Origin of the sequence: Yersinia sp. FDAARGOS_228, assembly GCF_002073315.2 — a bacterium.
Classification (GTDB): Bacteria; Pseudomonadota; Gammaproteobacteria; order Enterobacterales; family Enterobacteriaceae; genus Yersinia; species Yersinia intermedia.
In genome coordinates this window covers 1441457-1466548 of the sequence record NZ_CP020409.2, presented here as the reverse complement: position 1 = coordinate 1466548, position 25092 = coordinate 1441457, and the positions used below count along the sequence as shown (strand labels likewise).

Below are 25092 nucleotides of genomic sequence, written 5' to 3'. Positions count from 1 at the left end.
TTAAAGTCACAAAATAATCTGATTTGTAATTTATCGCCGATGATATGCCCACTCGCATCAAGGATAGCTTATGGGCAGAAATACGCAGTATTGTGGGCCTGAACCATAAAAAACTAAGCGTCAGCGGCGCAGACAGTTTGGGTGCGGACAGCACGCAGGGACTGGAGCGTACACGAAGTACGTGACAAGTCCCGAGCACTGCCCAATCTCAAAATGGCAAGTCAAGCTAGCCTAATTATAATGCCAGGAAGAAACCGGCGATCGTCGCACTCATCAGATTCGACAATGTGCCTGCCGCTACCGCTTTCAGGCCAAAACGCGCGATATCGTGGCGGCGATTCGGTGCCATGCTACCCAAACCACCCAATAAGATGGCAACAGATGACAAGTTAGCAAAACCGCACAACGCAAAGGAGATAATGGCCTTAGTGTGATCGGAAAGAACCTGTAAACCCGCAGCTTTGACTAACTCTTCCGCCTGGAGATACTGACCGAAATTCATAAATGCTACGAATTCGTTAACGATAATCTTCTGGCCGATAAATGAACCCGCCACCATCGCTTCACTCCACGGCACACCGATCAGATAGGCAATCGGCGAGAATACCCAGCCCAGAATCAACTCTAGCGAAAGTTGTGGATAATCAAACCAGCCACCAATCCCACCCAAAATACCATTGAGCAGAGCAATCAAGGCTATAAAGGCCAACAGCATTGCCCCAACATTCAGCGCCAATTGCATACCGGAAGCCGCGCCAGAGGCCGCAGCATCAATAACGTTAGCCGGGCGTTCATCCTCAGCAATCAAGGTAGTCGCATCAACTTTATCATGGGTTTTTTCGGTTTCTGGCACCATCAGTTTAGCAAACAGTAACCCGCCCGGTGCTGCCATAAAGGAGGCGGCAATCAGGTATTCCAATGGCACCCCCATTTGCGCATAACCGGCCAATACTGAACCGGCAACGGAGGCTAAACCACCGCACATTACCGCAAACAGCTCAGATTGGGTCATGGTGGCAATATAAGGGCGCACCACTAACGGCGCTTCGGTTTGACCAACAAAGATATTGGCAGTGGCGGAAAGGGATTCAGTACGTGAAGTCCCCAGCAGCTTTTGCAAACCACCGCCCAATACTTTAATAACGATTTGCATGATGCCGAGGTAATACAAAACGGCAATCAATGACGAGAAGAATACAATTACCGGTAATACTCGCAAGGCGAATACAAAGCCGCCGCCACCGAAAACCTCAAACATTTTGTCGGAAACCAAACCGCCAAAAATAAATGAAATTCCCTCATTACCGTAGGCGATAACGTTCGCTACCCCTTCTGACATGCCGCCCAGAATGCGGCGACCGATAGGCACATATAACACCAATGCACCAATAACGATCTGGATAATAAATGCACCAACAACAGTGCGGATATTAATCGCCCTATAATTACTTGAAAGAAGTACGGCTATTAATATCAGTACTGCCATTCCAACCAAACTCATTAGCATGTCGCTATCCCTAATAGTGAAATCATTAATTAAATTGAAATTATTTTGGGGGGATTATACCGGCATGACGGGGCTATCAAACAATCTCTGTCACAAATAAACACAACTAAAAGCAACTTGAACAACACAAATGTGACAAAAGTCACATTAAAAGACAGAAATAACGAGATGTTGATAATTATTAGCGTGGTTTGTATGCACCCATCGGTGATTTAGGGGGGGCATATCTTGGCTGGCGGTAACCGGAACAAACGCTGGCTATTCTCTAGCAACTGGCTGGCAATCTGTTGTGGTGCTTCAGGGCGTAATTCACACAATACACTGAACACATCAGCAGCCCGCTCAGGCCGATTTGGTTGCCCCTGAAAACCCGCTAACGGCATATCCGGTGCATCGGTTTCCAGCAGTAATGCAGAAAGCGGTAATGCGGCCATCACACCACGGGTTTTCTGTGCCCGCGCATAAGTAATGGTCCCGCCCACACCGATGTAATAACCCAGGCGAATAAAGGCTTGCGCTTGCGCCAGGCTACCGGCAAAACCATGCACGACCCCCGTGCGCGGCAAAACAGTTTTGCGCAGTGCCGAGGCTAATTGGTCATGGGAACGGCGGGAATGCAGAATAACGGGGAGATCATGCTGTTTCGCCAACGTAAGTTGGGCCTGCAATAGCGCTAATTGGCGTGATAACTGCGGCTCATCCATATAGAGATCCAGGCCAATTTCCCCCACCGCCACCAGCTTATGCGTTTTGTTCACCAGATAAGATGCCAGAGCGGCTAAATCGGCCTCTTGATGTTGAGCAATATAGAGTGGATGCATACCTAGTGCGGCAAAAAGAGGCGGATAGTTCGCAGCCAACGCCAAAATACGGGAAAAATAAGCCGCACCCACCGCCGGGACGATCAACTGCCGGACATTCGCCTGAGCCGCAGTGACTAGACTGGCCGCCTCTGCGCCACTGAACGGAGGGAAGTCAAAATGACAGTGGGTATCGATAAAATAAGGTGTATCGATGAGAGACGGTATCTGCTCAATGATCGCTGCCATTACGCGGTATCACCTTTGTTCTTTGCCATATCGGCAGGCAAAATGATCTCCCCTGCCAGGGGTTTTCTGCTGCTATGCGTAGTGACCGGAATAATTAACCCATTGCCGCTCACCCTCATCTGAGCCGGTAGACCATGCTTAGTGGTGGCAGTTGAATCCGCTGGCGTGATGATATTCGGCGGTTGAGTGATATCAAATGAAGAATCATCAATATCAATTAGCGCTGCCATATCATCCGGTTGATTAATATCTTGCGGCTGAAGCATACGGCGTGAGAGTGAAATCGAGATTTTCTCCCCATTGATTTCAGCTTGATCCCGATGATCTTGCGGTAATAACCAGTGCCCAACGGTCGCCAGAAAATAGCGGCCACAACGGCGGCCTAAATGATAATCACGATTAAGCGCCGCAACCCGACTCCCCAGCGCATTACTGGCAAGTGGCTTAGGCGGAAAAATTTCGAAAATACGCAGATCACCGGGCGGTTTTTCAATAAATTGCTGAATACGGTGATAGCTCTGCTCATGTTGCTGCATAATCCGCACCAGTTGTTGCAAACTACTTTCACTCAGCCAATGTTCCATCCGCTTCATCCACTGCGGCGTATAATAGACCTGCGACGGCACCGTGCGAATCACTACAATAGTATCAGCGCCACGGCGGTAGGCTTCTTCCACCGGAATGGCATCACTGATGCCACCATCTTGATAACTGATCCCCCCCAAATCCACTCCCTGACGGTATAAACCAGGGATTGCACTGGACGCTTTAATGGTCGGCAGCCAACTTTCTCGAGTGGGAGAAATATAGGTAGGTTCAAAATCATCACTGCGGCAGGCGCACATCAAGAATTCGCGGCCATTGCGTAAATGCTCTTCAGCATGATCCATGGCCAGAGGTAACTGCTGGGAGGTGATATCCACCAACCAGTCGAGATCAATTAGGTGCCCACCCCGTACAAAACGTAATGGGTTAAAGAAATTAGCTGTGGTGGTGTAGCGAGTAATAACACGGCGAGCGTAACCGGGTTGACCGCAGATAAAAGCAGATAGGTTTTGTGCACCCGCAGAGGTGCCAATCATCAGATCAAAAGGGTTAAAGCGGGCGCGTTGGAATTCATCCAGCACACCGGCTGTAAAAATCCCCCGCTGCCCGCCTCCCTCGCAGACCAACGCCATTTTTCCGGGTTGATATGGTTTATAGGCGAGTGGCTCAATATTACCGAGCGTGATAGGTATTCTGTATCCCACCATCCATCCTTAATTCGTTACAACAGGTGCTGAGGATACCTCGTCTTATCCTTTGCTGTAACCCTCTCGCCTTACTAAAGGCGCTTACGGCCTGTAAACAGACTGATGAGGAATAGGACAATACCCACTACAAAGACGACTTTTGCAGCCCAAGCTGCCGTACCGGCTAACCCGCCGAAACCTAATGCCGCAGCGATTAAAGCAATAATCAAAAATATGATGCCCCAGCGAAACATAAGCCTCTCCTTCCCGTTTTTAAAAATGGCTTTATACACTTACGTTAAAAACAGCGTTTTAACCTTCGGTCTATTTAACAGTAGCGTGTTTAACAGAAGTCGCATTATTAACGGATTTATTATTTGGCTGACGGGCTTATAAACGTTATTCCGTAAAGTATTTCTCTCCCACGAAATACCCATCAGCCGATAATAATTAAGGTTTGATGCTCAGATCATTTTTAACGCTTTTCACGCCATTAACGGCTTTAGCGATACTTTCAGCACGGTCAGACTGCGCTTTACTCTCAACATGACCTGACAACTGCACCACGCCGTCGGTAGTTTCTACTTTCACTTTACGTGAGGGTACGATGTCATCAGCCAGTAATTTGGCTTTGATTGAACTGGTTGTTGCAGCATCGCCAGCATATTCACTGACTGATTGTGATTTCTGATCCTTCACATGCAGCTTATCGCTGACAGATTTAACGCCTTCAACGTTTCCGGCAATTTCAACGGCGGTTTCAGCTTCAGCCTGAGAAGTCACAAAACCAGTCAAAGTGACGACGCCATGGTTGGTTTCAACAGAGATATCCGTACTTTTAAGGGATTTCTCTTCCAACAAGGCGCTTTTCACTTTCGCTGTTGCAGCGCTATCGCCCATGTAGTTATCGACTTTCTTCATGGAGCTATCGAGTTTCGCGCCGGTGCTGTCTACCACGTTGTTTGTCTTATTGAGCATGGTTTCTTCAGCGAACACGCTACCACTCATCAGTGCAGTACCTAAAACAACAGCGATCATTGAACGGGCAAATTTTGTATTTGTCATCGATTTCTTCCTTTGTCGTTATAAACCGTAAAGGGTTATCAAGCTTAATGGATTACAACACCCAAATTTACGGATTTTTACGCCCCCCAGAGGGGTGGGCATTTGATGAATACTTTACGATTACTACAGGTTATTTGACCCAAAAGTGATGTGCGTCAATCCTGCGTGTATCTATAAAGATAGAGCATCACAGAATAAATACAGTCAGAATCGCCCTAAAGCCGGATTTTTATGATTAAGTAGGAGTTATCCTAAGGAGAAAATAGTGAGGGGAATTAATGAATCGGGGTACTGGGTACCCCGATAGAATGCGGCTTGGCGGGTGATTAATGTTCGCGGGTTTTACGGAAATTCACTTCCGGGTAACGCTCTTGCGTAATATTAAGATTAACCATAGTTGGGGCGATATAGCTCAAGTTATCACCACCATCGAGTGCCAGATTAACCTCATTTTTACGTTTAAACTCTTCGAACTTCTTCACGTCATCACACTCCACCCAACGGGCGGTAGAGACGTTGACGGATTCATACACCGCTTCCACGTTGTATTCACTTTTCAGTCGTGAAGAAACCACTTCAAACTGTAGAACACCAACTGCGCCGACAATCAAATCGTTGTTGGTTAACGGACGGAACACTTGCACCGCCCCCTCTTCTGACAACTGAACCAACCCTTTCAGCAACTGCTTCTGTTTCAATGGATCACGCAGGCGAATACGACGGAACAATTCAGGGGCAAAGTTCGGAATACCGGTGAACTTCATATCCTCACCCTGGGTGAAGGTATCACCAATTTGAATGGTACCGTGGTTATGCAAGCCAATGATATCGCCAGCAAACGCTTCTTCTACATGCGAACGGTCACCGGCCATAAAGGTCAGTGCATCAGAAATCACCACGTCTTTCTTGGTACGCACCTGACGCAGTTTCATCCCTTTTTCAAAGCGGCCAGAAACTACACGCATAAAGGCAACACGGTCACGGTGTTTCGGGTCCATATTTGCCTGAATTTTGAAAACAAAACCGGTAAATTTGGGTTCAGCAGCAACCACTTCACGGGTATCTGTTTTACGTGGCATCGGGGCCGGAGCCCATTCAACCAAGCCATCCAACATATGATCGACGCCGAAGTTACCCAAAGCGGTACCGAAGAACACCGGCGTTAAGTCACCAGACAGGAAAGCATCATGCTCGAACTCATGAGAAGCCCCCTGTACCAGTTCCAACTCCTGACGGAACTGCTTAGCCAAGTCTTCACCAACTGCTGCATCCAAGTCTGGGTTATTTAGCCCTTTGACGATGCGCACTTCCTGAATAGTGTGGCCTTTACCCGTCTGATAGAGATACGTTTCATCTTTATAAAGGTGATAAACCCCTTTAAACAACTTACCGCAGCCAATCGGCCAGGTGATGGGTGAACAAGCAATTTTCAGCTCACGTTCCACTTCATCCAACACTTCCATCGGATCACGGATATCGCGGTCCAATTTATTCATAAAGGTCAGAATCGGCGTATCACGCAGACGGGTCACTTCCATCAGCTTACGGGTCCGATCTTCAACCCCTTTTGCCGCATCAATCACCATCAGACAGCAGTCCACGGCAGTCAGAGTACGGTAAGTATCTTCGGAGAAGTCTTCATGGCCTGGGGTATCGAGCAAATTGACCAGACAACCGCCATAGGGAAACTGCATCACCGAGGTGGTGATGGAGATCCCACGTTGCTTTTCCATTTCCATCCAGTCAGATTTGGCATGATGGCTTGAGCCACGGCCTTTTACCGTACCGGCGGTCTGAATTGCGTGTCCGAACAACAACACTTTTTCGGTAATGGTGGTTTTACCGGCATCGGGGTGGGAAATGATCGCGAAAGTACGTCTTTTCGCGACTTCCAGTGCGTATTCACTTGGAGACATAGTTTGAGATTTCTACTTTTAGGCCGCCCTGCTCTGGGCCTCATATCTTATTGATATGCGGGTCAGGCAAAGCGAGGCATTGATTGTGGCGCCATACCCCTGCTTATGTGAAATTGCAGCACGGTTGGCGGCAATTCTTACGTCGGGTATAAGTGGCTATAGCGCGGTATTTTCTCTGATTTATGCGAGATAGACAATTTATTCAAGACAAACAGTCGTTATTCAAGACAAACAATCGTTATTCAAGACAAACCGTCATTATTCACAACTGACAATCGGCAAAACGGTGCTATCCCATCGGCAGCGCCATCATAATGGCATCTTCACGCCCATCGGCACTCGGGTAATAGTTACGCCGCACAGAAACCTCGTTAAAGCCTAAACTCTCATAGAGGGCGATAGCCCGAGCGTTTGAAGCTCGCACCTCAAGCCAAAGAGTGACGATATCACGTGTTTCCAACTGTTCAATCAGATGTTCAAGCAGTAAACGCCCATAACCCTGACGCTGATACTGTGGATCGATGGCGATATTAAACAGCGTCGCTTCATCCAACACTATTTGGGTAATGGCAAAACCGACCATTTGTTGACTGACACTCAACTTAAAATTGAGATAGCGATCCCCTTGGTTGCTGACCAGGGTTTTTTCCGTCCACGGGAAAGCGTGGCTGGCTTGCTCAATGTTGTACGCTGCGGCCAGATCGGCTGGCGTCAGGATAGAAATCTGCTTCATGGTGACAAATCTGCTGCCAAAGTGCGCGCTTAGCGCTCGCGTCTTGATAAAGTCCGGCCAGTGCCGGGCTGTGTAACTGCGCGCCAACGACCGCAAGCGGTTCACTGATGCCCAATCGCCAACTGTTGCACTGCGTATCTTCTGGCAACATCGCTACCTTTTCCGGCGTCAGCGCATAAGCCTGACGCGGCGTGAGACCCAAGCTGTGCAACACATCGCACAACAGTGGATCATCATATTCTGGAAGCTGGTGTGCCACAATCAGCAGGCGGGTATCTGCGGGTAAGCGCACTGCGATTTCACCCTGCAAGACGGCCGGGCGGCGCAATGTCCACTGCGTAATGCCTAGCTGTTGTAACAGCAAGTCTCGTCTTGATGCCATGCCATTTCCTGTCAGAGCGACCCGTATTTCGACGCTATGCTAGCAAACCCATCGAACATGTGCCAACAAACCTCTATAATCCCCAATCATATTAATAAGGAGCCAAAGACTGATGTCAGCATTAACCCCAGCCAGTGAAGTGATACTGCGCCATAGTGATGAATTTATAGCCCGCCATGTGTTGTTTGCCGGTGATTTACAAGATGCGCTGCCAGCGCAGTTTGATGCAGCCGGGGTACGGGTTCATACCAATCAATATCACCACTGGCAATTACTGAGCAATACGCTGGAAGAGAATGTGCAATTCGGTCTTTTGGCCACTGCCGACATGGTGGCTAACTGCGATACGCTGGTTTATTACTGGCCAAAAAGCAAACAGGAAGCCCTGTTCCAACTGGCTAACCTGCTTTCGTTATTGCCTGTCGGCACTGATATTTTTGTGGTGGGTGAAAACCGCAGTGGCGTGCGCAGCGCAGAAGAAATGTTATCTGAATTTGCGCAACTGACCAAAATCGACAGCGCCCGCCGTTGCGGCCTGTACCATGGCCGATTGGATAAGCAGCCGGAATTTGATGCTGATGCCTGGTGGGAAAGTTACCAGGTGGGCGATGTGACAGTCAAAACATTGCCTGGCGTATTCAGCCGTGACTCGCTGGACTCCGGCAGCCATCTGTTACTGTCTACTTTCAGTGAGCCATTTAAAGGCAATGTGCTGGATGTCGGCTGTGGCGCAGGTGTGCTGGCCTCAGTACTGGCGCAGCAATCACCTAAAATCAAATGGACCCTGAGTGATGTCTCTGCGGCCGCTATTGAGGCCAGCCGAGCGACATTAGCGGCGAATAACATCGACGCACAAGTGATCGCCAGTAACGTCTACTCCGACATTAAAGGCCGCTTCGAGATGATTATTTCGAACCCACCGTTCCATGATGGCATTCAAACCAGCCTGACTGCGGCAGAATTGTTGATCCGTGGCGCAACCGCTCACCTGCATGTCGGCGGTAAATTGCGGATAGTGGCGAACTCCTTCCTGCCTTACCCTGCACTGCTGGATGCGGCATTTGGCAGCCATGAAGTGCTGGCCCAGAATGGTCGTTTTAAGGTGTATCAGGCAACTGTCGGGCGTGCGCCACGAGACGCTAAGAAAAAACGTTAAAACTAGGCGTTAAGATGAGCCATTCCCTCCACGCCGTAGCGTTCACCCGCTGCGGCATGGAACGGGAATACCGCATCCAGCGCCGCCAGCTCTTGCGGGCTGAGTGCCAGATCGAGTGCTGCCAGATTCTCTTCCAGATAAGCACGCCGTTTGGTTCCTGGGATCGGAACAATATATTGCCCCTGCGCCAATACCCATGCCAACGCCAGTTGGGCGGGTTTAACCCCTTTCTCACGCGCCATTTCCACTACCGCATCGGCCAATACCAAATTCATGGCAAAATTATCCCCTTGGAAACGCGGGTTATGACGGCGGAAATCATCAGCAGCCAGATCTTCCGGGCGACGTAACGCTCCAGTCAGGAAACCACGCCCCAGAGGGCTATAAGCCACAAACCCCACGCCTAGCCGTTCGCAGGTCGCCAATACAGAGGATTCCACATCTCGTGTCCAAAGTGAGTATTCACTCTGCACTGCGGTAATGGGATGTACCTGATGGGCCTTCTCTAATGTTGTCGCTGAGACTTCACTCAAACCGATATAACGAATTTTACCGGCGGTAACCAAATCAGCCAACGTGCCAATCACATCCTCAACCGGCACACTCGGATCACCACGGTGCTGGTAATAAAGGTCAATGACATCAACACCCAACCGCTTTAGGCTACCGTCAACAGACTGACGAATATAATCAGGCTGGCTACTGACGCCACGCACCGTCGGATCTGCCGGGTCACGAACAATACCGAATTTAGTGGCCAGAAAAACCTGATCACGTTTGCCTTTAATGGCGCGCCCAACCAACTCCTCATTGGTAAACGGGCCATACATGTCGGCGGTATCGAGCAAAGTCACCCCCAATTCCAGCGCACGATGTAACGTCGCAATGGATTCATTCACATCCTGATTGGTGGAGTAAAAGTCACTCATCCCCATGCAGCCAAGCCCCAGCGCTGAGACGAGTGGACCATTCAAACCTAATTGACGTTGTTGCATTGTGATATTCCCCATTAGTGATGTCGGAAGAAAGTGTGGTTGTTTAGCGAGGAAAGATAAATAATGCAGATTGCTCATTACTGTTCAAAAAACACCAACAATGGCGGGATGCAATCATGGACCAAATACAAGCTATGCGGATATTTGTCCGTATTGTTGAATTGGGCAGTTTCAGTCGCGCGGCGGAGAAACTGCAATTGCCACGCGCAACGGTCAGCCATACCTTAAAACGGTTGGAGCAGCGCTTAGGTGTGCGTTTATTGGTGCGCACCACCCGGCAAGTCAATATCACGGCTGAAGGCACGCTGTATTACCAGCGTTGTTTGCAATTATTGTCAGCGTTTGAAGAGGCTGACTCGCTATTCAGCCATCAGCGGTTACAACCCGAGGGGAAAGTACGCATTGATATGCCACATTCGCTGGCCCGCAATGTGGTTATCCCCGCGCTGAATGACTTTTATCAGCGTTATCCCCATATCACACTGATGCTCGGTGCGAATGACAGCACCATTGACCTGATGCGTGAAGGTGTAGACTGTGTTTTGCGCGCATGGCTACCCCATGATGAGCAATTAGCGTCGCGAAATATTGGTCTACAACCACAGATAACCTGTGCATCTCCGGCATATCTGGCAAAACAGGGTGTCCCGCAGTCCCTTGACGATCTGGCTGGCCATCAAGCTGTGGGCTATTTCTCACAGATAAATAGCCGTGATTACCCGCTAGAATTTGTTTATCAGGGCAAGGTTGAAAACCGTACCTTACCTGGCATCTTGAGTGTCAGTGGTGCCGATGCTTATATCGCAGCCGGTGTCGCAGGCTTAGGATTAATTCAGGCTCCCACGTCAGGTATTCAGAGCCAATTAGCACAAGGGGAACTGATAGAGGTACTGCCCCACTGCCCACCGCCGGCTATGCCACTGTTTATCATGTTCCCTGCGGGCCGTTTTCTCGCCCCCAGGGTCAGGGTGCTAATTGACTGGCTTATTGAGCTGTTTTCCCATTATCCACAGCCATCATCCCATCTACCCAGTAGCCGCTAAAAACTAAAAATGCTTCTGTAATCAAATCAATTATTCAACATATGATGCTTTTTACAGCAAACGTCCCGCTTAGGGGAAATAAGTATTGACCTGAACGTGAAAATCTCTAGAATTCGCCTCCGTAGTTGCTTTATAAAAGTCATGTTCCGGTACGCGATGGTGGCGGAATTGGTAGACGCGCTAGCTTCAGGTGTTAGTGTTCTTACGGACGTGAGGGTTCAAGTCCCTCCCTTCGCACCAAACAGTCTTTTGTAAGTAATCTATTTTGTGAGTAGGTCATTTTGGTAAAGTAAGTAGCAGTAAAGATTTATATTGCACAGCACATGCGATGGTGGCGGAATTGGTAGACGCGCTAGCTTCAGGTGTTAGTGTTCTTACGGACGTGAGGGTTCAAGTCCCTCCCTTCGCACCAAGCTGGTGATATAAATCCTAAGTTTTACTTTTTCAAGATATACCCAAAATAACTCGAGTTGCAGGAAAGCGGCAAACGCACATGCAGTTGGAAGTATAGCGGGGATAAGCAGTAAGAAATCATTTGGGCGATGGTGGCGGAATTGGTAGACGCGCTAGCTTCAGGTGTTAGTGTTCTTACGGACGTGAGGGTTCAAGTCCCTCCCTTCGCACCACAATGATTTCAAAAAGCGCAGTAATACCTTTCTTCTGGCAATTCCTCTTCCTGAAATACACGCCAATACCTCTACTTACTAAAATTCAGTCCGCTCGATTGGGTTCAATGTTGGGTTTTAGGTAAATCAATGTATCCCGCTATGCATTAATACCGCAGTCAGGCCGCTCAACAGCGCCAGGCAAGATGGCAGCAATAAAAAATGCCGCAACCGTGCGTGATACAGCATGCTAACCGTGGCCAGCATGGCGAGCACAATCAGGATACGTAACTGACCGATGGTGATATCTGCCCATCCCAAAACCGGTAGTAAAGCAAAAGGCAGCAATATCCCCCAGCCACTAGACATAGCACGGCTCAATAACCCACTGATCCCATACCAACGATAAGCGGCTAATCTGGTTGTAATCATAGCAATGGCCTCAAGTGATAATGATAACCAATATCATATATCACTCTACCACAGTCTGCACTATGAAGTTGTTGGCAGCAGACAAGCAACAACAAGGTAAGAAACATCATGATGACAGGCTGAAACAAAAATGGTAATTTTGGTTAAGAAAATTCCTAAAATGATGTTAAAAAGCTTCAAATAAAAATAATTACCAAGAAAAACTATTTATCGTGATGCCTAAATAATAGGGCCTTATGAGGATATTGTTTATTTGTCTACTGACAGCACGACATTATGCAGAGTGAATTGAATATGAATAGCCATTCCTACGATCAGCTTCTGAAAAGTAAGCATCGGCTCTCTTTACTGCTTTTTCTATTTCTCAATGCGTCGTCATCTATTTTTAGTATGATATTACCGTCGCCTGAAACACCAGCGGTGACATTACCGATAGTGCTAATCACGGTTATCAGCCTGAGTGCCGCAGCTTATCTGATTTTTATTTCGAAGAATTATGCCGATAAACTGAATTTATTTTCAATAATCATGGGTATGCTTTGGGCCTGGCAAATCATTCTTAAATACGAATACTTGGGTACTAATGTAAATAACTACTTATTGCTTAGCCTGTTTACGATTTTCTTTATCAGCACCATAGCTCTGTCTGATAATTTCCTCGCATTTTGTTTGCACACCGCCCCATCTGCCTTAACCGTTATTTTACTGGATGATTTTCAAAATATTTTCCGTATTTTATTTACTATCATGCTGCCACTGATTGGTTTCTCTTTACATCATTTGATGCTGCGCCGTAGCGATGACTTTACCCGAAAACTTGTCGCACGCCTGTATAATGAAAGGGAAAAATTCAGTGATTTAAGCATGATAGATCCCTTAACCAGTTTGTATAATCGCCGGGGTCTGGAGAATAAACTTGAAACACTGCTGGCTCAGTCCCCTGGCAATCATTACGTACTGTTACTCGATATCGACCATTTTAAAGCTTATAACGATAACTATGGTCACACCATGGGGGATCAAGCGCTGGTTCGCGTTGCTGCCGCTATTCGTGATGCAGTTCGTTCACGGGATATCGTGGTGCGCTACGGCGGTGAAGAGTTCTTAGTGCTCTTGACTCATGTCAGTGAAGAATATGCCAGCCAATTGGCTGAGCGCGTGCGCCAACGGGTTTTAGGGCTTGATATTCCACATGTTTTTAACCATAAAGTTTCCACAACTGTGACACTGAGTGCAGGTATTTCGCCTCTTCAAGCCTATGATCTGGCCTCCTCACTCAAAGCCGCAGATGAAGCACTTTACCGAGCCAAAAAAAATGGCCGTAATAAAGTTGCCTTTGCCGGAGAAAAATTATCAAACGTTGAATCATCACCCTAATTAAATCACGCAGTACAGACTCAATTATTATTTTTTACCATAATGGTTGAGTTTAATACTGCGGTATTATATTTCACTTTAATTATGTTATTAAACCTTATCATTGCATCTCAATAAAATAAATCACTGGCTCATCTACTGACAAATAACATCCATTTAAGTGAATCATCCTCCCGCACAGTTGGACATAATCTGCGTTTAAGACCATAAACTGCTCTATTTCCCTCATTAAAAAGCCAATCCCTTACTCTACCGATACTCCCTAGAGAAACCCTGAATAATATTCAGATACTGCAATGCAAATACAATAATGATTATCATTTATATAAAGTAGGGTTATACCGGAAAGCGCCTTGCGACGGGGGATAAAAATCGACTGACAATGCAGCCTGGCACTGTTTTTTTGGCTACAACAGATTATTTTGTTGCTTTGCTAAACCGATTCTTCTACTTTTAGCAGCAACCAGAATTGAAGAAAAAAAGGGTTTATCATGGAAAATACCATTTGGGTTTTAGGTGATGCTGTAATTGATTTAGTTCCTGAAAATTCAAATAGTTATCTTAAATGCCCAGGGGGTGCACCTGCCAATGTGGCGGTCGGTATCGCCAGATTGGGCGGTAAAAGTGCCTTTATTGGCCGGGTTGGGCAAGACAGTTTTGGTCGTTTTATGCAGCAGGTATTACAGCAAGAAAACGTTGATACCCACGCGATGACGCAAGATCCGCTGCACCATACCTCTACGGTGGTGGTGGATTTAGATGAACATGGCGAACGCACTTTTACATTTATGGTGACACCGAGTGCTGATCTATTCTTGCAACCAGATGATTTACCTGAATTTAAAAATAATCAGTGGCTGCATCTGTGCTCTATTGCCTTAAGCCAAGAGCCGAGCCGCAGTACCGCCTTTGAGGCGATGCGCCGTATTAAAGCCGACGGCGGTTGGGTCAGTTTTGACCCCAATATCCGTGCCGATATCTGGCGTGAGCCACAAGCGTTACTCCCCTGTCTGCAACAGGCGCTGATGTTAGCCGATGTGGTGAAACTGTCGTTGGAAGAACTGAATTTTATCTGCCCGGATCAGGATGTTGCCAGCGCAATGGAACAGGTGATGGCCGACTATTGCTGCAAATTGCTGTTGGTGACACTAGGAGCCGATGGCGTTTGGGTGCATAACCGCCATCGCCTGCAAAAATACCCAAGCCGAAAAATCACTCCAGTAGATACAACCGGCGCGGGTGATGCCTTTGTCGCTGGGTTGCTGGCGGCATTGGCACGGCTACCGGACTGGCACTTAGGTGCAGATCTCACCGCCGCCATCGATCAGGCGCAAGCCTGTGGTGCTTTGGCCACCAGCGCTAAAGGGGCGATGACTGCGTTACCTAATGCTCAACAGTTGCTGGATTTTCTTCAACGCAGTCACTCATTGTATAAACGATTCTCTGTATAAACCCGTCAGGATGTCGCCTTTGGCAGGCATCCATCTCCCCTCTTACCTGCCGTTCTTGTTGCTAAATACCCAGCCTATTTCCTCGTATCTAACATTGTATTTCTAGTTCTATCCTGCCGCCCATAGCCTTATTCCACTCGTAAAATCGTGCAATTTGCAGCCTGGATCACAATAGCTGAATCGGGTTAGCAAAATATTTTGCTAATCCCAGAGGTTCCCCCTTATGTTAGCCATGAAAAACCGGTTTAGCTGTTTAGCATAAATACAATTAATCACATACCGAGTGATATAAAATGATGATAAAACCAAGCTATCTTGCTGTATCAATAGGACTTATCCTTTCCTGCGCAGCGACCACCACCTTTGCAGCCTCTTCTTCTTCAAGCATGGATATAGAAGCCCGCCTCAATGCTATGGAGCAGCGATTGCAACAAGCGGAACAACGGGCAAAAAATGCAGAAACACGCGCCGAAATTGCCGAAAAACAAGCACAAAAACTGGAAGCCAGAACACTTCAGGCAGAAGAAAAGACCGTTCAGGTGGCTAAGCGCACCGATAAACTGGAAAGCAAAACACAGGATGGCAACGGCTTTGAGTTTCATGGTTATGCCCGTTCTGGTCTGCTAATGAACGACTCTGGCACCGGCACCCAAGGTGGCCCGTATGTTACGCCAGCGGGCAGTACCGGAGGGGCAGTTGGCCGCTTGGGTAATGAGCCAGACACTTATGTTGAAGTCAATTTGGAGAAAAAGCAGAAGCTGGATAACGGTGCCACCACCCGCTATAAAGTGATGCTGGCTGATGGTCAGCGCAGCTATAACGACTGGACAGCCGACAGCAGTGACCTCAATGTGCGCCAGGCATTTGTCGAACTGGGTACCCTGCCAACCTTTAACGGTATTTTTAAAGACAGCACATTGTGGGCAGGTAAACGTTTCGATCGCGATAACTTTGATATTCACTGGCTGGATTCAGACGTGGTATTCCTTGCCGGTACTGGTGGCGGTATCTATGACATCAAATGGACTGATAACCTGAAGAGTAACTTCTCGTTATATGGCCGTAATTATGGTGAGATCGAGAATGTTAATAGCGATATCCAAAGCTATATTTTCACTGCCAATAACTATAGCGGCCCCTTCCAGTGGATGGTGAGCGGGTTGCGGGCCAAAGATAACGAAGCGCGCCAAAATAGCGGTGAAACCGTCAATACCCATGCCGCTGACAAAGGTATTCACAGCATGTTGGCCTATCACGGTGACAGCTTCTATGGGCTACGTGATGGTACGTCAAAAACCGCACTGCTGTACGGCCATGGTTTAGGGGCTGAAGTAAAATCCATCGGTTCCGATGGCAACTTAACCAGCAGCGCAGATACCTGGCGTTTGGCGACTTACGGCACCACCGCATTAAGTAAAAACTGGAGTCTGGCTCCAGCAATATTGGCGCAACAAAGTAAGGATCGTTATGTCTCGGGCGATAGCTATAAGTGGATAACATTCAACACCCGCCTGATTCAGGAAATCACCGAGAATTTTGCATTAGCTTATGAAGGTAGTTATCAGTACATGAATCTGGATCCGCAGGGCTATAAGGATTATCACAAAGTCAGTGGCGGTTTCTATAAATTGACCTTCGCCCCAACCTTTAAAGCAGGTGATATCAGCAACTTCTTCAGCCGGCCGGAAATTCGGGTGTTCGCCACCTATATGGATTGGAGCCAAGATCTGGATAACTACGCCAAGGATGATTCCTTCGGTAAAGATGGTTTTGCCGCCGGTGGACAATGGAACTTTGGTATCCAAATGGAAACCTGGTTCTGACTATTGCGCACAGCAGTAATCACGAAGAATACCACCTGCAGCCGTGACGATCCTCGGCATGCAGGAATAAAAATAAATTTGCGAGGGATATCATGAATATCAACGAGACCGTAACGGCTCTGCTCCCATTGCTTGGTGGTAAAGAGAATATCGTCAGTGCTGCACACTGCGCCACTCGCCTGCGCTTGGTTCTGGCAGATGATTCTTTAGTGCAAAAATCAGCGGTAGAGAAACTCGATGGCGTTAAGGGCTGCTTCAGCAATGCCGGGCAGTTACAAGTGATTTTCGGTACCGGGCTGGTCAATAAAGTTTATGCCGAATTTATCCAGGTAGCGGGTGTAAACGAAGCCAGTAAATCTGAAGCTGCCGCTGTGGCTGCGCGTAAACTCAATCCGTTCCAACGCATTGCCCGCCTGCTATCCAATATTTTTGTCCCGATCATTCCAGCGATTGTGGCGTCCGGCCTGTTAATGGGCTTGCTCGGCATGGTAAAAACCTATGGCTGGGCCGATGCCGACAGCGCGCTGTTTATTATGCTGGATATGTTCAGCTCCGCTGCTTTTATCATTCTGCCTATTTTAATTGGTTTCACCGCAGCCAAAGAGTTTGGCGGCAACCCGTATCTGGGAGCAACTCTGGGCGGCATTTTGACGCATCCAGCGCTAACCAATGCCTGGGGGGTTGCAGGCGGTTTCCATACCATGAATTTCTTCGGTATGGAGGTAGCGATGATTGGCTATCAGGGCACGGTATTCCCAGTGCTGCTGGCTGTGTGGTTTATGAGTATGCTGGAAAAGCGCCTGCGCAAAGTGATACCTGATGCGCTGGACCTGATCCTCACCCCCTTTTTAACGGTGATCATTACCGGTTTTGTCGCGCTGTTATTTATCGGCCCTGCCGGGCGAGTATTGGGTGATGGGATCTCGCTGGTACTTAGCACACTGATAACCCATGCAGGCTGGCTGGCCGGGTTACTGTTCGGCGGGCTTTATTCCGTGATAGTGATAACCGGTATTCATCATAGCTTCCACGCCATCGAGGCTGGGCTATTGGGTAATCCGAATATCGGGGTCAATTTCTTGTTACCTATCTGGTCAATGGCAAACGTGGCGCAAGGCGGAGCCTGCCTGGCGGTCTACTTTAAGACCCGCGATGCTAAAATTAAAGCCATCGCCATCCCATCGGCATTTTCTGCCATGCTGGGTATTACCGAAGCGGCAATTTTCGGGATTAATCTGCGCTTTATCAAACCCTTCCTTGCGGCACTGGCCGGCGGCGCATTAGGGGGAGCCTGGGTAGTCGCGAATCATGTCAATATGACCGCTGTAGGTTTAACCGGCATCCCAGGCATCGCTATCGTACAAGGTAATTCAATTGTTAATTATCTGATTGGATTGGTCATTGCATTTGGTGCTGCATTTATTATCTCTCTACTGCTTAAGTACAAAACGGACAGCGAATAATGCAAGAAGTCAGTTTGCTAAAACAACTTACGCTGGCAGTGATGCGTGGTCAAATCCGCGCATCGCGTGACACTCATCGGCCGGGCTGGCACCTGGCCCCCAGTGTCGGGCTGCTGAATGATCCCAACGGGTTTATTTATCATGCTGGCTATTACCATTTGTTCTATCAATGGAACCCGTTGGATTGCCGCCACGGCAGTAAATACTGGGGCCATTGGCGTAGTGCCGATCTGATTCATTGGGAACATCAGCCTGTCGCATTGGTGCCCAGTGAAGAATATGAAAGCCACGGCTGCTACTCAGGTTCTGCCGTCATTGCTGATGACCGAATCACTCTAATTTATACCGGTAATGTGAAATATCCTGATGGCTCGCGTACCGCATTCCAATGTCTGGCACAGGAGAATGAACGGGGGGAATATGACAAATTAGGGCCAGTACTCCCATTACCTGCGGGTTATACCGGCCATGTTCGCGACCCGAAAGTCTGGCAGCACGACGGTCAGTGGTACATGGTATTAGGGGCGCAGGATAAGCAATTGCAAGGGAAAGTACTGTTATTACGCTCCAATGATTTACGTGAATGGCACCCTCTGGGTGAAATTGCCGGTTCCGGCCTGGGCGGATTAGGGCCGTTTGGCTACATGTGGGAATGCCCTGACATGTTCAGGTTAGCGGATCAGGACATGCTGATTTTCTGCCCGCAGGGCATCGCTGCCGAAGCAGAGCGTTACCGTAATACCTTCCAGGCGGGTTATTTACTGGGCCAATTAGATTATACCAAGGCAGCATTCGACCATCAGGCGTTCCACGAACTGGATGCCGGTTTCGAATTCTACGCGCCACAAACCACGCTGGCCGCAGATGGCCGGCGCTTGTTATTCGCCTGGATGGGGATCCCGGATGAAGATGAGTTATATCAACCCACGGTAGCCTATGGTTGGATCCATACCATGACCTGCCCGCGAGAACTGAGTCTGATTGACGGCAAAGTCATTCAACGACCCGCGCGTGAATTGCAGGTATTGCGCCGTGAGCATCGCCAGTGGCAAGGCCGTGCTCAAGAAGCACCGGCACTCTCCATCCGCAGTGCGGAAATGATAGTCGACGTCAGTGCGCCATTTATCCTCGGGTTAGGCGATGAAATGATGCTGGTATGGGACGGTGAACGCATCACACTAAGCCGCCGGAATTTGCGTACCGGGCTGCAAGAGTTCCGTTATTGGCGCGGTCAATTGCAGCAGTTACAACTGCTCTGCGATAGTTGCAGCATAGAGATCTTTATCAATCAGGGGGAGGCGGTAATGACCACATGCTACTTCCCAACTGAAGACCCTATAGCAATCTTTAACGGAAATGCTGAACTGCGTCTGCAACACTGGTTGTTGTCTTCGCCCATGTTAGAATGAAGTATCTTTCAAGGCGACAGATTCACTCAGTGAAAAACAATAACCTGTGAAAAATCATAAACGAATCACCATTAACGATATTGCCAAACTGGCTGGGGTGTCGAAATCGACCACCAGTTTGGTGCTCAATGGGCGCAGCAAGGAGTATCGTGTTTCCGATGAAACGCGGGATCGTATTGTTGCTTTGGCTAACGAGCATAACTATCAACCGAGCTTCCATGCCCGCTCGCTACGCTCAACCCGCAGCCACACCATAGGATTGGTGGTCCCGGAGATGACCAACCACGGTTTTGCCCTGATTTCACGTGAGCTAGAGATGCTGTGTCGCGAAGCCGGATTACAGCTACTGATTGCTTGCACCGATGAAAACCCCGGTCAGGAAATGATGGCGGTCAATAGCCTGGTACAACGTCAGGTCGATGGCCTGATTGTCGCATCCAGCCAGCTCAATGACAGTGAATATCAAAAGATCAATGCCTGCCTACCGGTGGTGCAGATGGACCGATTAATTGGTGAATCAGAGTTGCCGCTGGTTATCACTGACTCCGTGGCCTCCACCACCCTATTGGTTGAAAACGTTGCCCGCCAACATCCTGATGAGTTTTATTTTCTTGGTGGTCAGCCACGCATCTCACCTACCCGTGATCGGCTAGCCGGTTTCCAGCAAGGTCTGCAACAGGCAGGGGTGACGTGCCGCCCAGAATGGATACTAAATGGCCATTACCTGCCCAGTTCCGGTTATGAAATGATAGCTCAACTCTGTGCACAATTAGGCCGCCCACCAAAAGCGGTGTTTACTGCCGCCTGTGGGCTGTTGGAAGGTGTACTGCGCTATCTCAATCAGCATCAATTAATGGACAGCGATATTCATTTATGCAGTTTTGACGATCATTATCTGTTTGATTGCCTACCGTTGAAAATAGATACCATTGCACAAGATTGCCAAGGGCTGGCACGCCATAGCTTTGAGATGATCACCAGCTTAATTGCCGAATCGCCACTGGCGCAAAATCAACTGATTCTGCCAGGGCAGATCCATTGGCGGCATCCAGGTTCTAAGGCATTCAATGAGCAACACTGACCCAGTGACCACGCCAGCATTGGCAGAGTCCTGGCGGCGTTGCCAAAAATTGATGCAAGCCCACCAATGGCGAGTACCTCATCGGGCCGTGGGTGCAACTTTTCAATCAATTTGCCAGCGCAAAAATGACTTACTGGTATTAGGTCAAGCCGCATTGGAAGATGCGTACGAATATATGGAATCACGCCCCTGTGTGCTGCTGATTCTGGATGAAAGTGGCTGTACCCTCTGGCAATGCGGGCATCCGCAAACCATTAGTCAGCTACAGGAATTGGGGATCGGTTGCGGCAGTTATTGGGCGGAAGGGCTAATGGGCACCAATGCACCGGCGCTGGCAATTGCTGAAGGTAACCCGATACAAGTCAGTGGCCAACAGCACTTTAAACAAGCGCTGCACCCGTGGCGTTTTTGCGCCACTCCGGTGTATGACAACAGTGGCCGCCAACGGGCGGTGATTGTTTTAGGTAGCCTGCTCAGCGAACAGGCGGCAAGTGACTTGCCTCTGACATTAGCTATCGCCCGCGAAATTGGCAATTATCTCCACGCAGATAGCTTATTGGCAGAAACTAACCGCCATCTGAATGAACTCAATGCCCTACTCGATGGCGTGGACGATGGTGTCATGGCATGGGACCAACGCGGTTGTCTGCTGTATCTCAACCGCCGCGCTGCCGCTATTTTGCAGTTAGATGAAACCAGTAGCCTCGGCAAACCGGTCACAGATTTACTGACCTTACCTTCCTTACTGACCCATGCCATTTTACATCGTAATCCTCTCAGCCACGTTGAGGTGACGTTTGAGAGCCAGCAGCAATTTATTTCCGCCCTCTTAACCCTCAAACCCATTCCTGATGGTAATCGCTGCGGCTTTATTGCATTACTTCATCCACAAGAATTACTGCGGCAAATGGTACACAACCAATTAGGGCGGGCAAATTGTACTTTTGAGGATATGCCGGTTGCTTCACTAGAAATGCGCCGCCTGGTGCGTTATGGCAAGCAGGCCGCTAAAGGCCGGCATCCAATTTTACTGCACGGGGAAGAAGGGGTCGGTAAACAGCAGTTGGGGCAAGCAATCCATAATGCCAGTAATCGAGCCGATGGCCCTTACATCGTCTTAAATTGTCAGGCATTGCCGCAGAATTTTATGGCGCGCGAATTTCTTGGCAGTGATGCCAGTGAAGGGGAATCCGGCCAACCCAGCAAGTTTGAGCTGGCTAATGGCGGTACCTTATATCTGGAACAAGTTGAATATCTGTCACCAGAAATGCAATCAGCTTTACTGCAAATCGTCAAAACTGGCATGGTCATGCGGGTCAACTCCAATCGGGTGATCCCCGTCGATGTGCGGATTATTACTGCCACCGGAGCAGACCTACCCTTACTGGTAAAACAAGGGCGTTTTCGTCGCCAGCTATTTTATACCCTGCAATCTTTCGAATTACATATTCCGCCGCTGCGCCAGCGCCAGCAAGATATCCCACTACTGGTGCAGCATACGCTGGCAAGTATTGGGCAACATTTCCACTGCCAATATCAGCCTGATGAAAGTGTGATCCGTCAGTTATGCCAATACCCATGGCCAGGTAATGATCAGGAACTAAAAAGCGTAGTGGAGCGTGCCGCGATGGCCTGCCGCCATAACCGAATTAATCTCAATGATTTGCCAGAGCATCTATTGGGGGAGAGACTACTGCTCGAACCGGATATGCCGCAACCTCAGCCCGTATTATCGCTACAAGAATTAGAAAGGCAGGCCATTATTCGTGCTGCACTGGTCTGCCAAGGTCAGCTCAATGAAATGGCGGCCTTATTAGGGATAGGCCGCACAACTTTATGGCGAAAGGTAAAACTTCATCGGCTGGATATCAGCCAATTTAAGGGTGGCGAGTCACTGCCAGTGTAATCTCAATGCACCGCCCAGTCGGGGAAAATCATCGGTAAAGTGAATGCTTTTAGCTGCTCAGCAGACAATTGACGACGCTGTGTATTAATCTCTGCGCCCGGCCCCTGACTGTTTGCCTCAAAGAAACGCGAATCTTGCGGATAGAACCAGATTTTCTCACCTTGCTTATCTTTACCGGACATTTTGTCCCAACCGTAAATGTGATCGTCCATCGTCGTATTTATAAATACGGCCTGACCAATAGCCGCAGGATCAGCATAACGGCCGTCGTCAAAAGTTGTGGTTGGATGCCACGGGCGCCCTAAAGCGAAACTTTTGGCTGGAACCCCCGGCTCTTTGGTCAAACGACTATTGAGAAAAATCAAACCATAGGGTGATGTGCTTAATGTACTGGGGGCAGTAATATAGCCATAGGGCGGCTCAATATCGCTACGGTCACGGGCAACAATATTGCATCGGTCGAATACTGTAATACCCGAACCAAAAATAAAATCGACATGACCACTGATTTCACAATCAGTGAAATAGCTACGGCTGCCTGTCTTGCTGTACAGCGTATCCTGATAGCCTTCGAGTTTTACTTTCTTAAAGCGCGCCCTATTACTGTTTTCAGCCAATAATAATGCCACGGCTTGAGTATCTTTTAACTTCGTCGGATCACTGTCAGCTTTCTTTTTATTGGCAGGGAAATCAAAATCGTTACGAATAGTAAGCTCTTCAGCCGTAAAATTTGCCGCATTAACCAGCACGGTACTACTGCCCGAGGTTCCCCATTTCTCCCCTTGCGGATTAAGCATGCCGGCCGCAGTATTGGCACTGATCACCGTACCATCACGGTTTTCCCCTTTTAATGTGACATTATTACGATTGACCTCCAGCCGTTCAGTATAAACGCCCGTTCTAAGGAAAATAACGAATGCTGAATTATCCGCTGGCGCTGATTGTAACGCAGCATTAATCGAGGAAAACTCATTACCCTGTGGAGCAGTAGAAACCACAGCATTATACTGAGCAGCACTGGCTTGGCCCAATACAGTAATAGACATCAATCCTAACAATAGCGTTTTACCCAAAAAATTAATTGGCATTACATGATCCTTGGTTATTAGCCCGCGCCAGATTAAAATAACTTTAGGTTATTATCGTTTAAGAAAAGCAACTATAGCAGTGTAAAAAAGGCATGATACACAAAAATGGAATATTGTTCTATTTATGCAGATCACATTTTTTGACATTTATAGCTAAATCGTAAAAATAGCCATATGGGTATTTAAAATACAGGTAATGTATAACTCATCAAGTAGTTATAACATTAACCTCCCTATTTAATACATTCGAGTTACTGTTTTATAAAAAGCAACAGCAAACCAGGCCAATACCTATCTATAATTAATTATTTGCTAAATATATATAGTGATAGATATTTATAAAAACTTGCCGGAAAGTGATCTTTGATATATAAAAAAGAAAGAAGCAATAAAAAATAGTAAGTCATCAATAAAAACACCTCTATTAATATACGTAATTTTATATGATTTGTTTTTATCAATATAATTCATCAATAACAAACCAACTTATTAGGATGTTGACATAATAGGGATTAAATATAAAATAATTCATTTTAATATCAATGATCTTGGGATAGATATAAACTCAGTTAAAAACGCATTATCATTTAAATCATTAGAATGGGATACTAATGATATTAAAATATCTCAATTGAAATTCTTGGCAAGAAAATTTTATAACGATAAAACTGTCATCTTTCAGGAGGCACAGCGTTATCTCGATGATAGAACCCTACCACCCAATATTAAAAAACTCATATTGCTGCTATCTGAAGAAGATAGGCAAACTTTTTACGCCTATAAACCATTTCGAAAAAGAAGTATTAGCCGATTCATTGTTAAATCCATCAACAATCAATGGGAAGTCAGTAATATTGAAAGCCCTGAATCAACTAACTTCACTCAGCATCCTGACTCCCCCTCAGATTTAAGGAAATTAAAACGTCGATTTCCACCTATGGACCTGGCAACAAGTCATTCATTTATATTAAAAAAACTCATAATACGTTTTGTAGAAATGCTGTGCGAATGTGAACATGAGCGGGAAATAAAAAAAGTTGAAGTAACCTGTCATCAGATGTCTTTGATTATTGATAATACAATGAATTCGGTCTGTAATTCACCTGAGGGATTACATCAAGATGGAAGTGACTATATTGTATCCGCACTGGTTATTGATAAATACAACATCGACGGTGGAACGAGTAAACTCTATTGTACCGAAAGAGAAGAATTTATTAAATCACATACACTTAATTGTGGTGAGGGATTGTTTCACATTGATAGAAATTCAACCATTTGGCACAAAGTAACTCCGATAAAATTAAAAGAGCCATCAATAAAAATAGGCTACCGTAACATATTAGGATTTGACTTTAATTATATACAATAACAATCTA

The 25092-nt window shown here is 47.5% G+C and carries 21 protein-coding genes and 3 tRNA genes; 13 read left to right on the top strand and 11 right to left on the bottom strand.

Translation table 11 applies throughout. The features are described from left to right. Window positions 1-235: 235 nt before the first annotated feature. The 8 genes from A6J67_RS06735 to A6J67_RS06700 all read right to left on the bottom strand — a co-directional run bounded on the left by A6J67_RS06735 (window position 236) and on the right by A6J67_RS06700 (window position 7884). Window positions 236-1507: a NupC/NupG family nucleoside CNT transporter gene (locus tag A6J67_RS06735; protein WP_072088685.1), complete on the bottom strand. Its 1272-nt coding sequence runs from the start codon at window positions 1505-1507 to the stop codon at window positions 236-238. A gap of 212 nt (window positions 1508-1719) precedes the next feature. Further along, window positions 1720-2556, bottom strand: coding sequence for a TatD family hydrolase (locus A6J67_RS06730; protein WP_050296819.1), 837 nt, complete (start codon window positions 2554-2556; stop codon window positions 1720-1722). After that, window positions 2556-3809, bottom strand: a complete 1254-nt coding sequence (locus A6J67_RS06725; RefSeq protein ID WP_050072492.1) for a patatin family protein — start codon at window positions 3807-3809, stop codon at window positions 2556-2558. The genes A6J67_RS06730 and A6J67_RS06725 overlap by 1 nt, the downstream gene beginning before the upstream one ends. 71 nt (window positions 3810-3880) lie before the next feature. Beyond that, window positions 3881-4042 carry a DUF1328 domain-containing protein gene (locus A6J67_RS06720; protein WP_004876076.1) on the bottom strand — a complete coding sequence of 54 codons (162 nt, stop codon included), beginning with the start codon at window positions 4040-4042 and terminating at the stop codon, window positions 3881-3883. A 196-nt stretch (window positions 4043-4238) separates the two neighbouring features. Further along, window positions 4239-4853 carry a molecular chaperone OsmY gene (osmY, locus tag A6J67_RS06715; RefSeq protein ID WP_050072490.1) on the bottom strand — a complete coding sequence of 205 codons (615 nt, stop codon included), beginning with the start codon at window positions 4851-4853 and terminating at the stop codon, window positions 4239-4241. A 326-nt stretch (window positions 4854-5179) separates the two neighbouring features. Further along, window positions 5180-6769: a peptide chain release factor 3 gene (gene prfC / locus A6J67_RS06710; protein WP_005191790.1), complete on the bottom strand. Its 1590-nt coding sequence runs from the start codon at window positions 6767-6769 to the stop codon at window positions 5180-5182. Window positions 6770-7058: 289 nt separating this feature from the next. Next, window positions 7059-7502 (bottom strand): ribosomal protein S18-alanine N-acetyltransferase, encoded by a 444-nt coding sequence (rimI, locus tag A6J67_RS06705; RefSeq protein ID WP_032907784.1) that lies wholly within the window; start codon window positions 7500-7502, stop codon window positions 7059-7061. After that, window positions 7447-7884, bottom strand: a complete 438-nt coding sequence (locus A6J67_RS06700) for a DNA polymerase III subunit psi (protein WP_032907783.1) — start codon at window positions 7882-7884, stop codon at window positions 7447-7449. The genes rimI and A6J67_RS06700 overlap by 56 nt, the downstream gene beginning before the upstream one ends. A 112-nt stretch (window positions 7885-7996) precedes the next feature. Here A6J67_RS06700 and rsmC point away from each other — a divergent pair, with 112 nt between their 5' ends. Next, the gene (rsmC, locus tag A6J67_RS06695; protein WP_042568605.1) at window positions 7997-9040 is read left to right on the top strand and encodes a 16S rRNA (guanine(1207)-N(2))-methyltransferase RsmC; all 1044 of its coding nucleotides are present in this window, start codon (window positions 7997-7999) and stop codon (window positions 9038-9040) included. A gap of 2 nt (window positions 9041-9042) precedes the next feature. Here the strand turns inward: rsmC and A6J67_RS06690 are convergent, their stop codons facing one another. Next, on the bottom strand, window positions 9043-10035 hold the full coding sequence (locus A6J67_RS06690) for an aldo/keto reductase (protein WP_050296818.1): 993 nt from the start codon (window positions 10033-10035) through the stop codon (window positions 9043-9045). 116 nt (window positions 10036-10151) lie between these two features. Between A6J67_RS06690 and A6J67_RS06685 the strand changes: the two genes are divergently transcribed. The 4 genes from A6J67_RS06685 (at window position 10152) to A6J67_RS06670 (ending at window position 11704) form a co-directional block, all read left to right on the top strand. After that, window positions 10152-11078, top strand: a complete 927-nt coding sequence (locus A6J67_RS06685; protein WP_050288154.1) for a LysR family transcriptional regulator — start codon at window positions 10152-10154, stop codon at window positions 11076-11078. Between the two features lie 153 nt (window positions 11079-11231). Then, window positions 11232-11318: transfer RNA gene (locus tag A6J67_RS06680), tRNA-Leu, on the top strand. Window positions 11319-11403: 85 nt separating this feature from the next. Then, window positions 11404-11490 (top strand) — tRNA-Leu (locus tag A6J67_RS06675). Between the two features lie 127 nt (window positions 11491-11617). Further along, window positions 11618-11704, top strand: a tRNA-Leu gene (locus tag A6J67_RS06670). A 126-nt stretch (window positions 11705-11830) separates the two neighbouring features. Here the strand turns inward: A6J67_RS06670 and A6J67_RS06665 are convergent. Further along, window positions 11831-12115, bottom strand: coding sequence for a DUF1435 domain-containing protein (locus A6J67_RS06665; RefSeq protein ID WP_050296816.1), 285 nt, complete (start codon window positions 12113-12115; stop codon window positions 11831-11833). 276 nt (window positions 12116-12391) lie between these two features. On the opposite strand from A6J67_RS06665, the gene A6J67_RS06660 reads away from it, so the two are divergent. From A6J67_RS06660 to dhaR, 7 genes are all read left to right on the top strand, one after another. Then, window positions 12392-13492 carry a GGDEF domain-containing protein gene (locus tag A6J67_RS06660; protein WP_042568608.1) on the top strand — a complete coding sequence of 367 codons (1101 nt, stop codon included), beginning with the start codon at window positions 12392-12394 and terminating at the stop codon, window positions 13490-13492. Between the two features lie 491 nt (window positions 13493-13983). Continuing rightward, window positions 13984-14943 (top strand): aminoimidazole riboside kinase, encoded by a 960-nt coding sequence (locus A6J67_RS06655; RefSeq protein WP_050089859.1) that lies wholly within the window; start codon window positions 13984-13986, stop codon window positions 14941-14943. 293 nt (window positions 14944-15236) lie between these two features. Continuing rightward, on the top strand, window positions 15237-16766 hold the full coding sequence (locus tag A6J67_RS06650) for a carbohydrate porin (RefSeq protein WP_071843467.1): 1530 nt from the start codon (window positions 15237-15239) through the stop codon (window positions 16764-16766). A gap of 92 nt (window positions 16767-16858) precedes the next feature. Continuing rightward, window positions 16859-18229 (top strand): sucrose-specific PTS transporter subunit IIBC, encoded by a 1371-nt coding sequence (locus A6J67_RS06645; RefSeq protein ID WP_050296814.1) that lies wholly within the window; start codon window positions 16859-16861, stop codon window positions 18227-18229. Further along, window positions 18229-19638 (top strand): glycoside hydrolase family 32 protein, encoded by a 1410-nt coding sequence (locus A6J67_RS06640; RefSeq protein ID WP_005189806.1) that lies wholly within the window; start codon window positions 18229-18231, stop codon window positions 19636-19638. Before A6J67_RS06645 ends, A6J67_RS06640 begins: the two co-directional genes overlap by 1 nt. A 46-nt stretch (window positions 19639-19684) precedes the next feature. Continuing rightward, a complete protein-coding gene (locus A6J67_RS06635; RefSeq protein WP_042568611.1) occupies window positions 19685-20719 on the top strand; it encodes a LacI family DNA-binding transcriptional regulator in 1035 nt (344 codons plus the stop codon). Further along, window positions 20706-22625, top strand: a complete 1920-nt coding sequence (dhaR, locus tag A6J67_RS06630) for a dihydroxyacetone kinase operon transcriptional regulator DhaR (protein WP_032907261.1) — start codon at window positions 20706-20708, stop codon at window positions 22623-22625. The genes A6J67_RS06635 and dhaR overlap by 14 nt, the downstream gene beginning before the upstream one ends. A 2-nt stretch (window positions 22626-22627) precedes the next feature. On the opposite strand, the gene A6J67_RS06625 is transcribed toward dhaR, so the two are convergent. Continuing rightward, window positions 22628-23713 carry a pectinesterase family protein gene (locus A6J67_RS06625; RefSeq protein ID WP_080608106.1) on the bottom strand — a complete coding sequence of 362 codons (1086 nt, stop codon included), beginning with the start codon at window positions 23711-23713 and terminating at the stop codon, window positions 22628-22630. Between the two features lie 505 nt (window positions 23714-24218). Between A6J67_RS06625 and A6J67_RS06620 the strand changes: the two genes are divergently transcribed. Next, entirely contained in the window at window positions 24219-25085 is an 867-nt protein-coding gene (locus A6J67_RS06620) for a 2OG-Fe dioxygenase family protein (RefSeq protein WP_080608105.1), read from the top strand. Window positions 25086-25092 lie beyond the last annotated feature (7 nt).

Excerpts from the sequence above, each read along its gene's own strand:
- A6J67_RS06735 (WP_072088685.1), bottom strand. The coding sequence starts at position 1,507 with ATGCTAATGAGTTTGGTTGGAATGGCAGTACTGATATTAATAGCCGTA.
- A6J67_RS06650 (WP_071843467.1), top strand. The coding sequence starts at position 15,237 with ATGATGATAAAACCAAGCTATCTTGCTGTATCAATAGGACTTATCCTT.
- A6J67_RS06685 (WP_050288154.1), top strand. The coding sequence starts at position 10,152 with ATGGACCAAATACAAGCTATGCGGATATTTGTCCGTATTGTTGAATTG.
- rimI (WP_032907784.1), bottom strand. The coding sequence starts at position 7,502 with ATGAAGCAGATTTCTATCCTGACGCCAGCCGATCTGGCCGCAGCGTAC.
- A6J67_RS06655 (WP_050089859.1), top strand. The coding sequence starts at position 13,984 with ATGGAAAATACCATTTGGGTTTTAGGTGATGCTGTAATTGATTTAGTT.
- A6J67_RS06660 (WP_042568608.1), top strand. The coding sequence starts at position 12,392 with ATGCAGAGTGAATTGAATATGAATAGCCATTCCTACGATCAGCTTCTG.
- A6J67_RS06665 (WP_050296816.1), bottom strand. The coding sequence starts at position 12,115 with ATGATTACAACCAGATTAGCCGCTTATCGTTGGTATGGGATCAGTGGG.
- prfC (WP_005191790.1), bottom strand. The coding sequence starts at position 6,769 with ATGTCTCCAAGTGAATACGCACTGGAAGTCGCGAAAAGACGTACTTTC.
- A6J67_RS06730 (WP_050296819.1), bottom strand. The coding sequence starts at position 2,556 with ATGGCAGCGATCATTGAGCAGATACCGTCTCTCATCGATACACCTTAT.
- A6J67_RS06720 (WP_004876076.1), bottom strand. The coding sequence starts at position 4,042 with ATGTTTCGCTGGGGCATCATATTTTTGATTATTGCTTTAATCGCTGCG.
- dhaR (WP_032907261.1), top strand. The coding sequence starts at position 20,706 with ATGAGCAACACTGACCCAGTGACCACGCCAGCATTGGCAGAGTCCTGG.
- A6J67_RS06725 (WP_050072492.1), bottom strand. The coding sequence starts at position 3,809 with ATGGTGGGATACAGAATACCTATCACGCTCGGTAATATTGAGCCACTC.
- osmY (WP_050072490.1), bottom strand. The coding sequence starts at position 4,853 with ATGACAAATACAAAATTTGCCCGTTCAATGATCGCTGTTGTTTTAGGT.
- A6J67_RS06640 (WP_005189806.1), top strand. The coding sequence starts at position 18,229 with ATGCAAGAAGTCAGTTTGCTAAAACAACTTACGCTGGCAGTGATGCGT.
- A6J67_RS06645 (WP_050296814.1), top strand. The coding sequence starts at position 16,859 with ATGAATATCAACGAGACCGTAACGGCTCTGCTCCCATTGCTTGGTGGT.
- A6J67_RS06700 (WP_032907783.1), bottom strand. The coding sequence starts at position 7,884 with ATGGCATCAAGACGAGACTTGCTGTTACAACAGCTAGGCATTACGCAG.
- A6J67_RS06625 (WP_080608106.1), bottom strand. The coding sequence starts at position 23,713 with ATGCCAATTAATTTTTTGGGTAAAACGCTATTGTTAGGATTGATGTCT.
- rsmC (WP_042568605.1), top strand. The coding sequence starts at position 7,997 with ATGTCAGCATTAACCCCAGCCAGTGAAGTGATACTGCGCCATAGTGAT.
- A6J67_RS06690 (WP_050296818.1), bottom strand. The coding sequence starts at position 10,035 with ATGCAACAACGTCAATTAGGTTTGAATGGTCCACTCGTCTCAGCGCTG.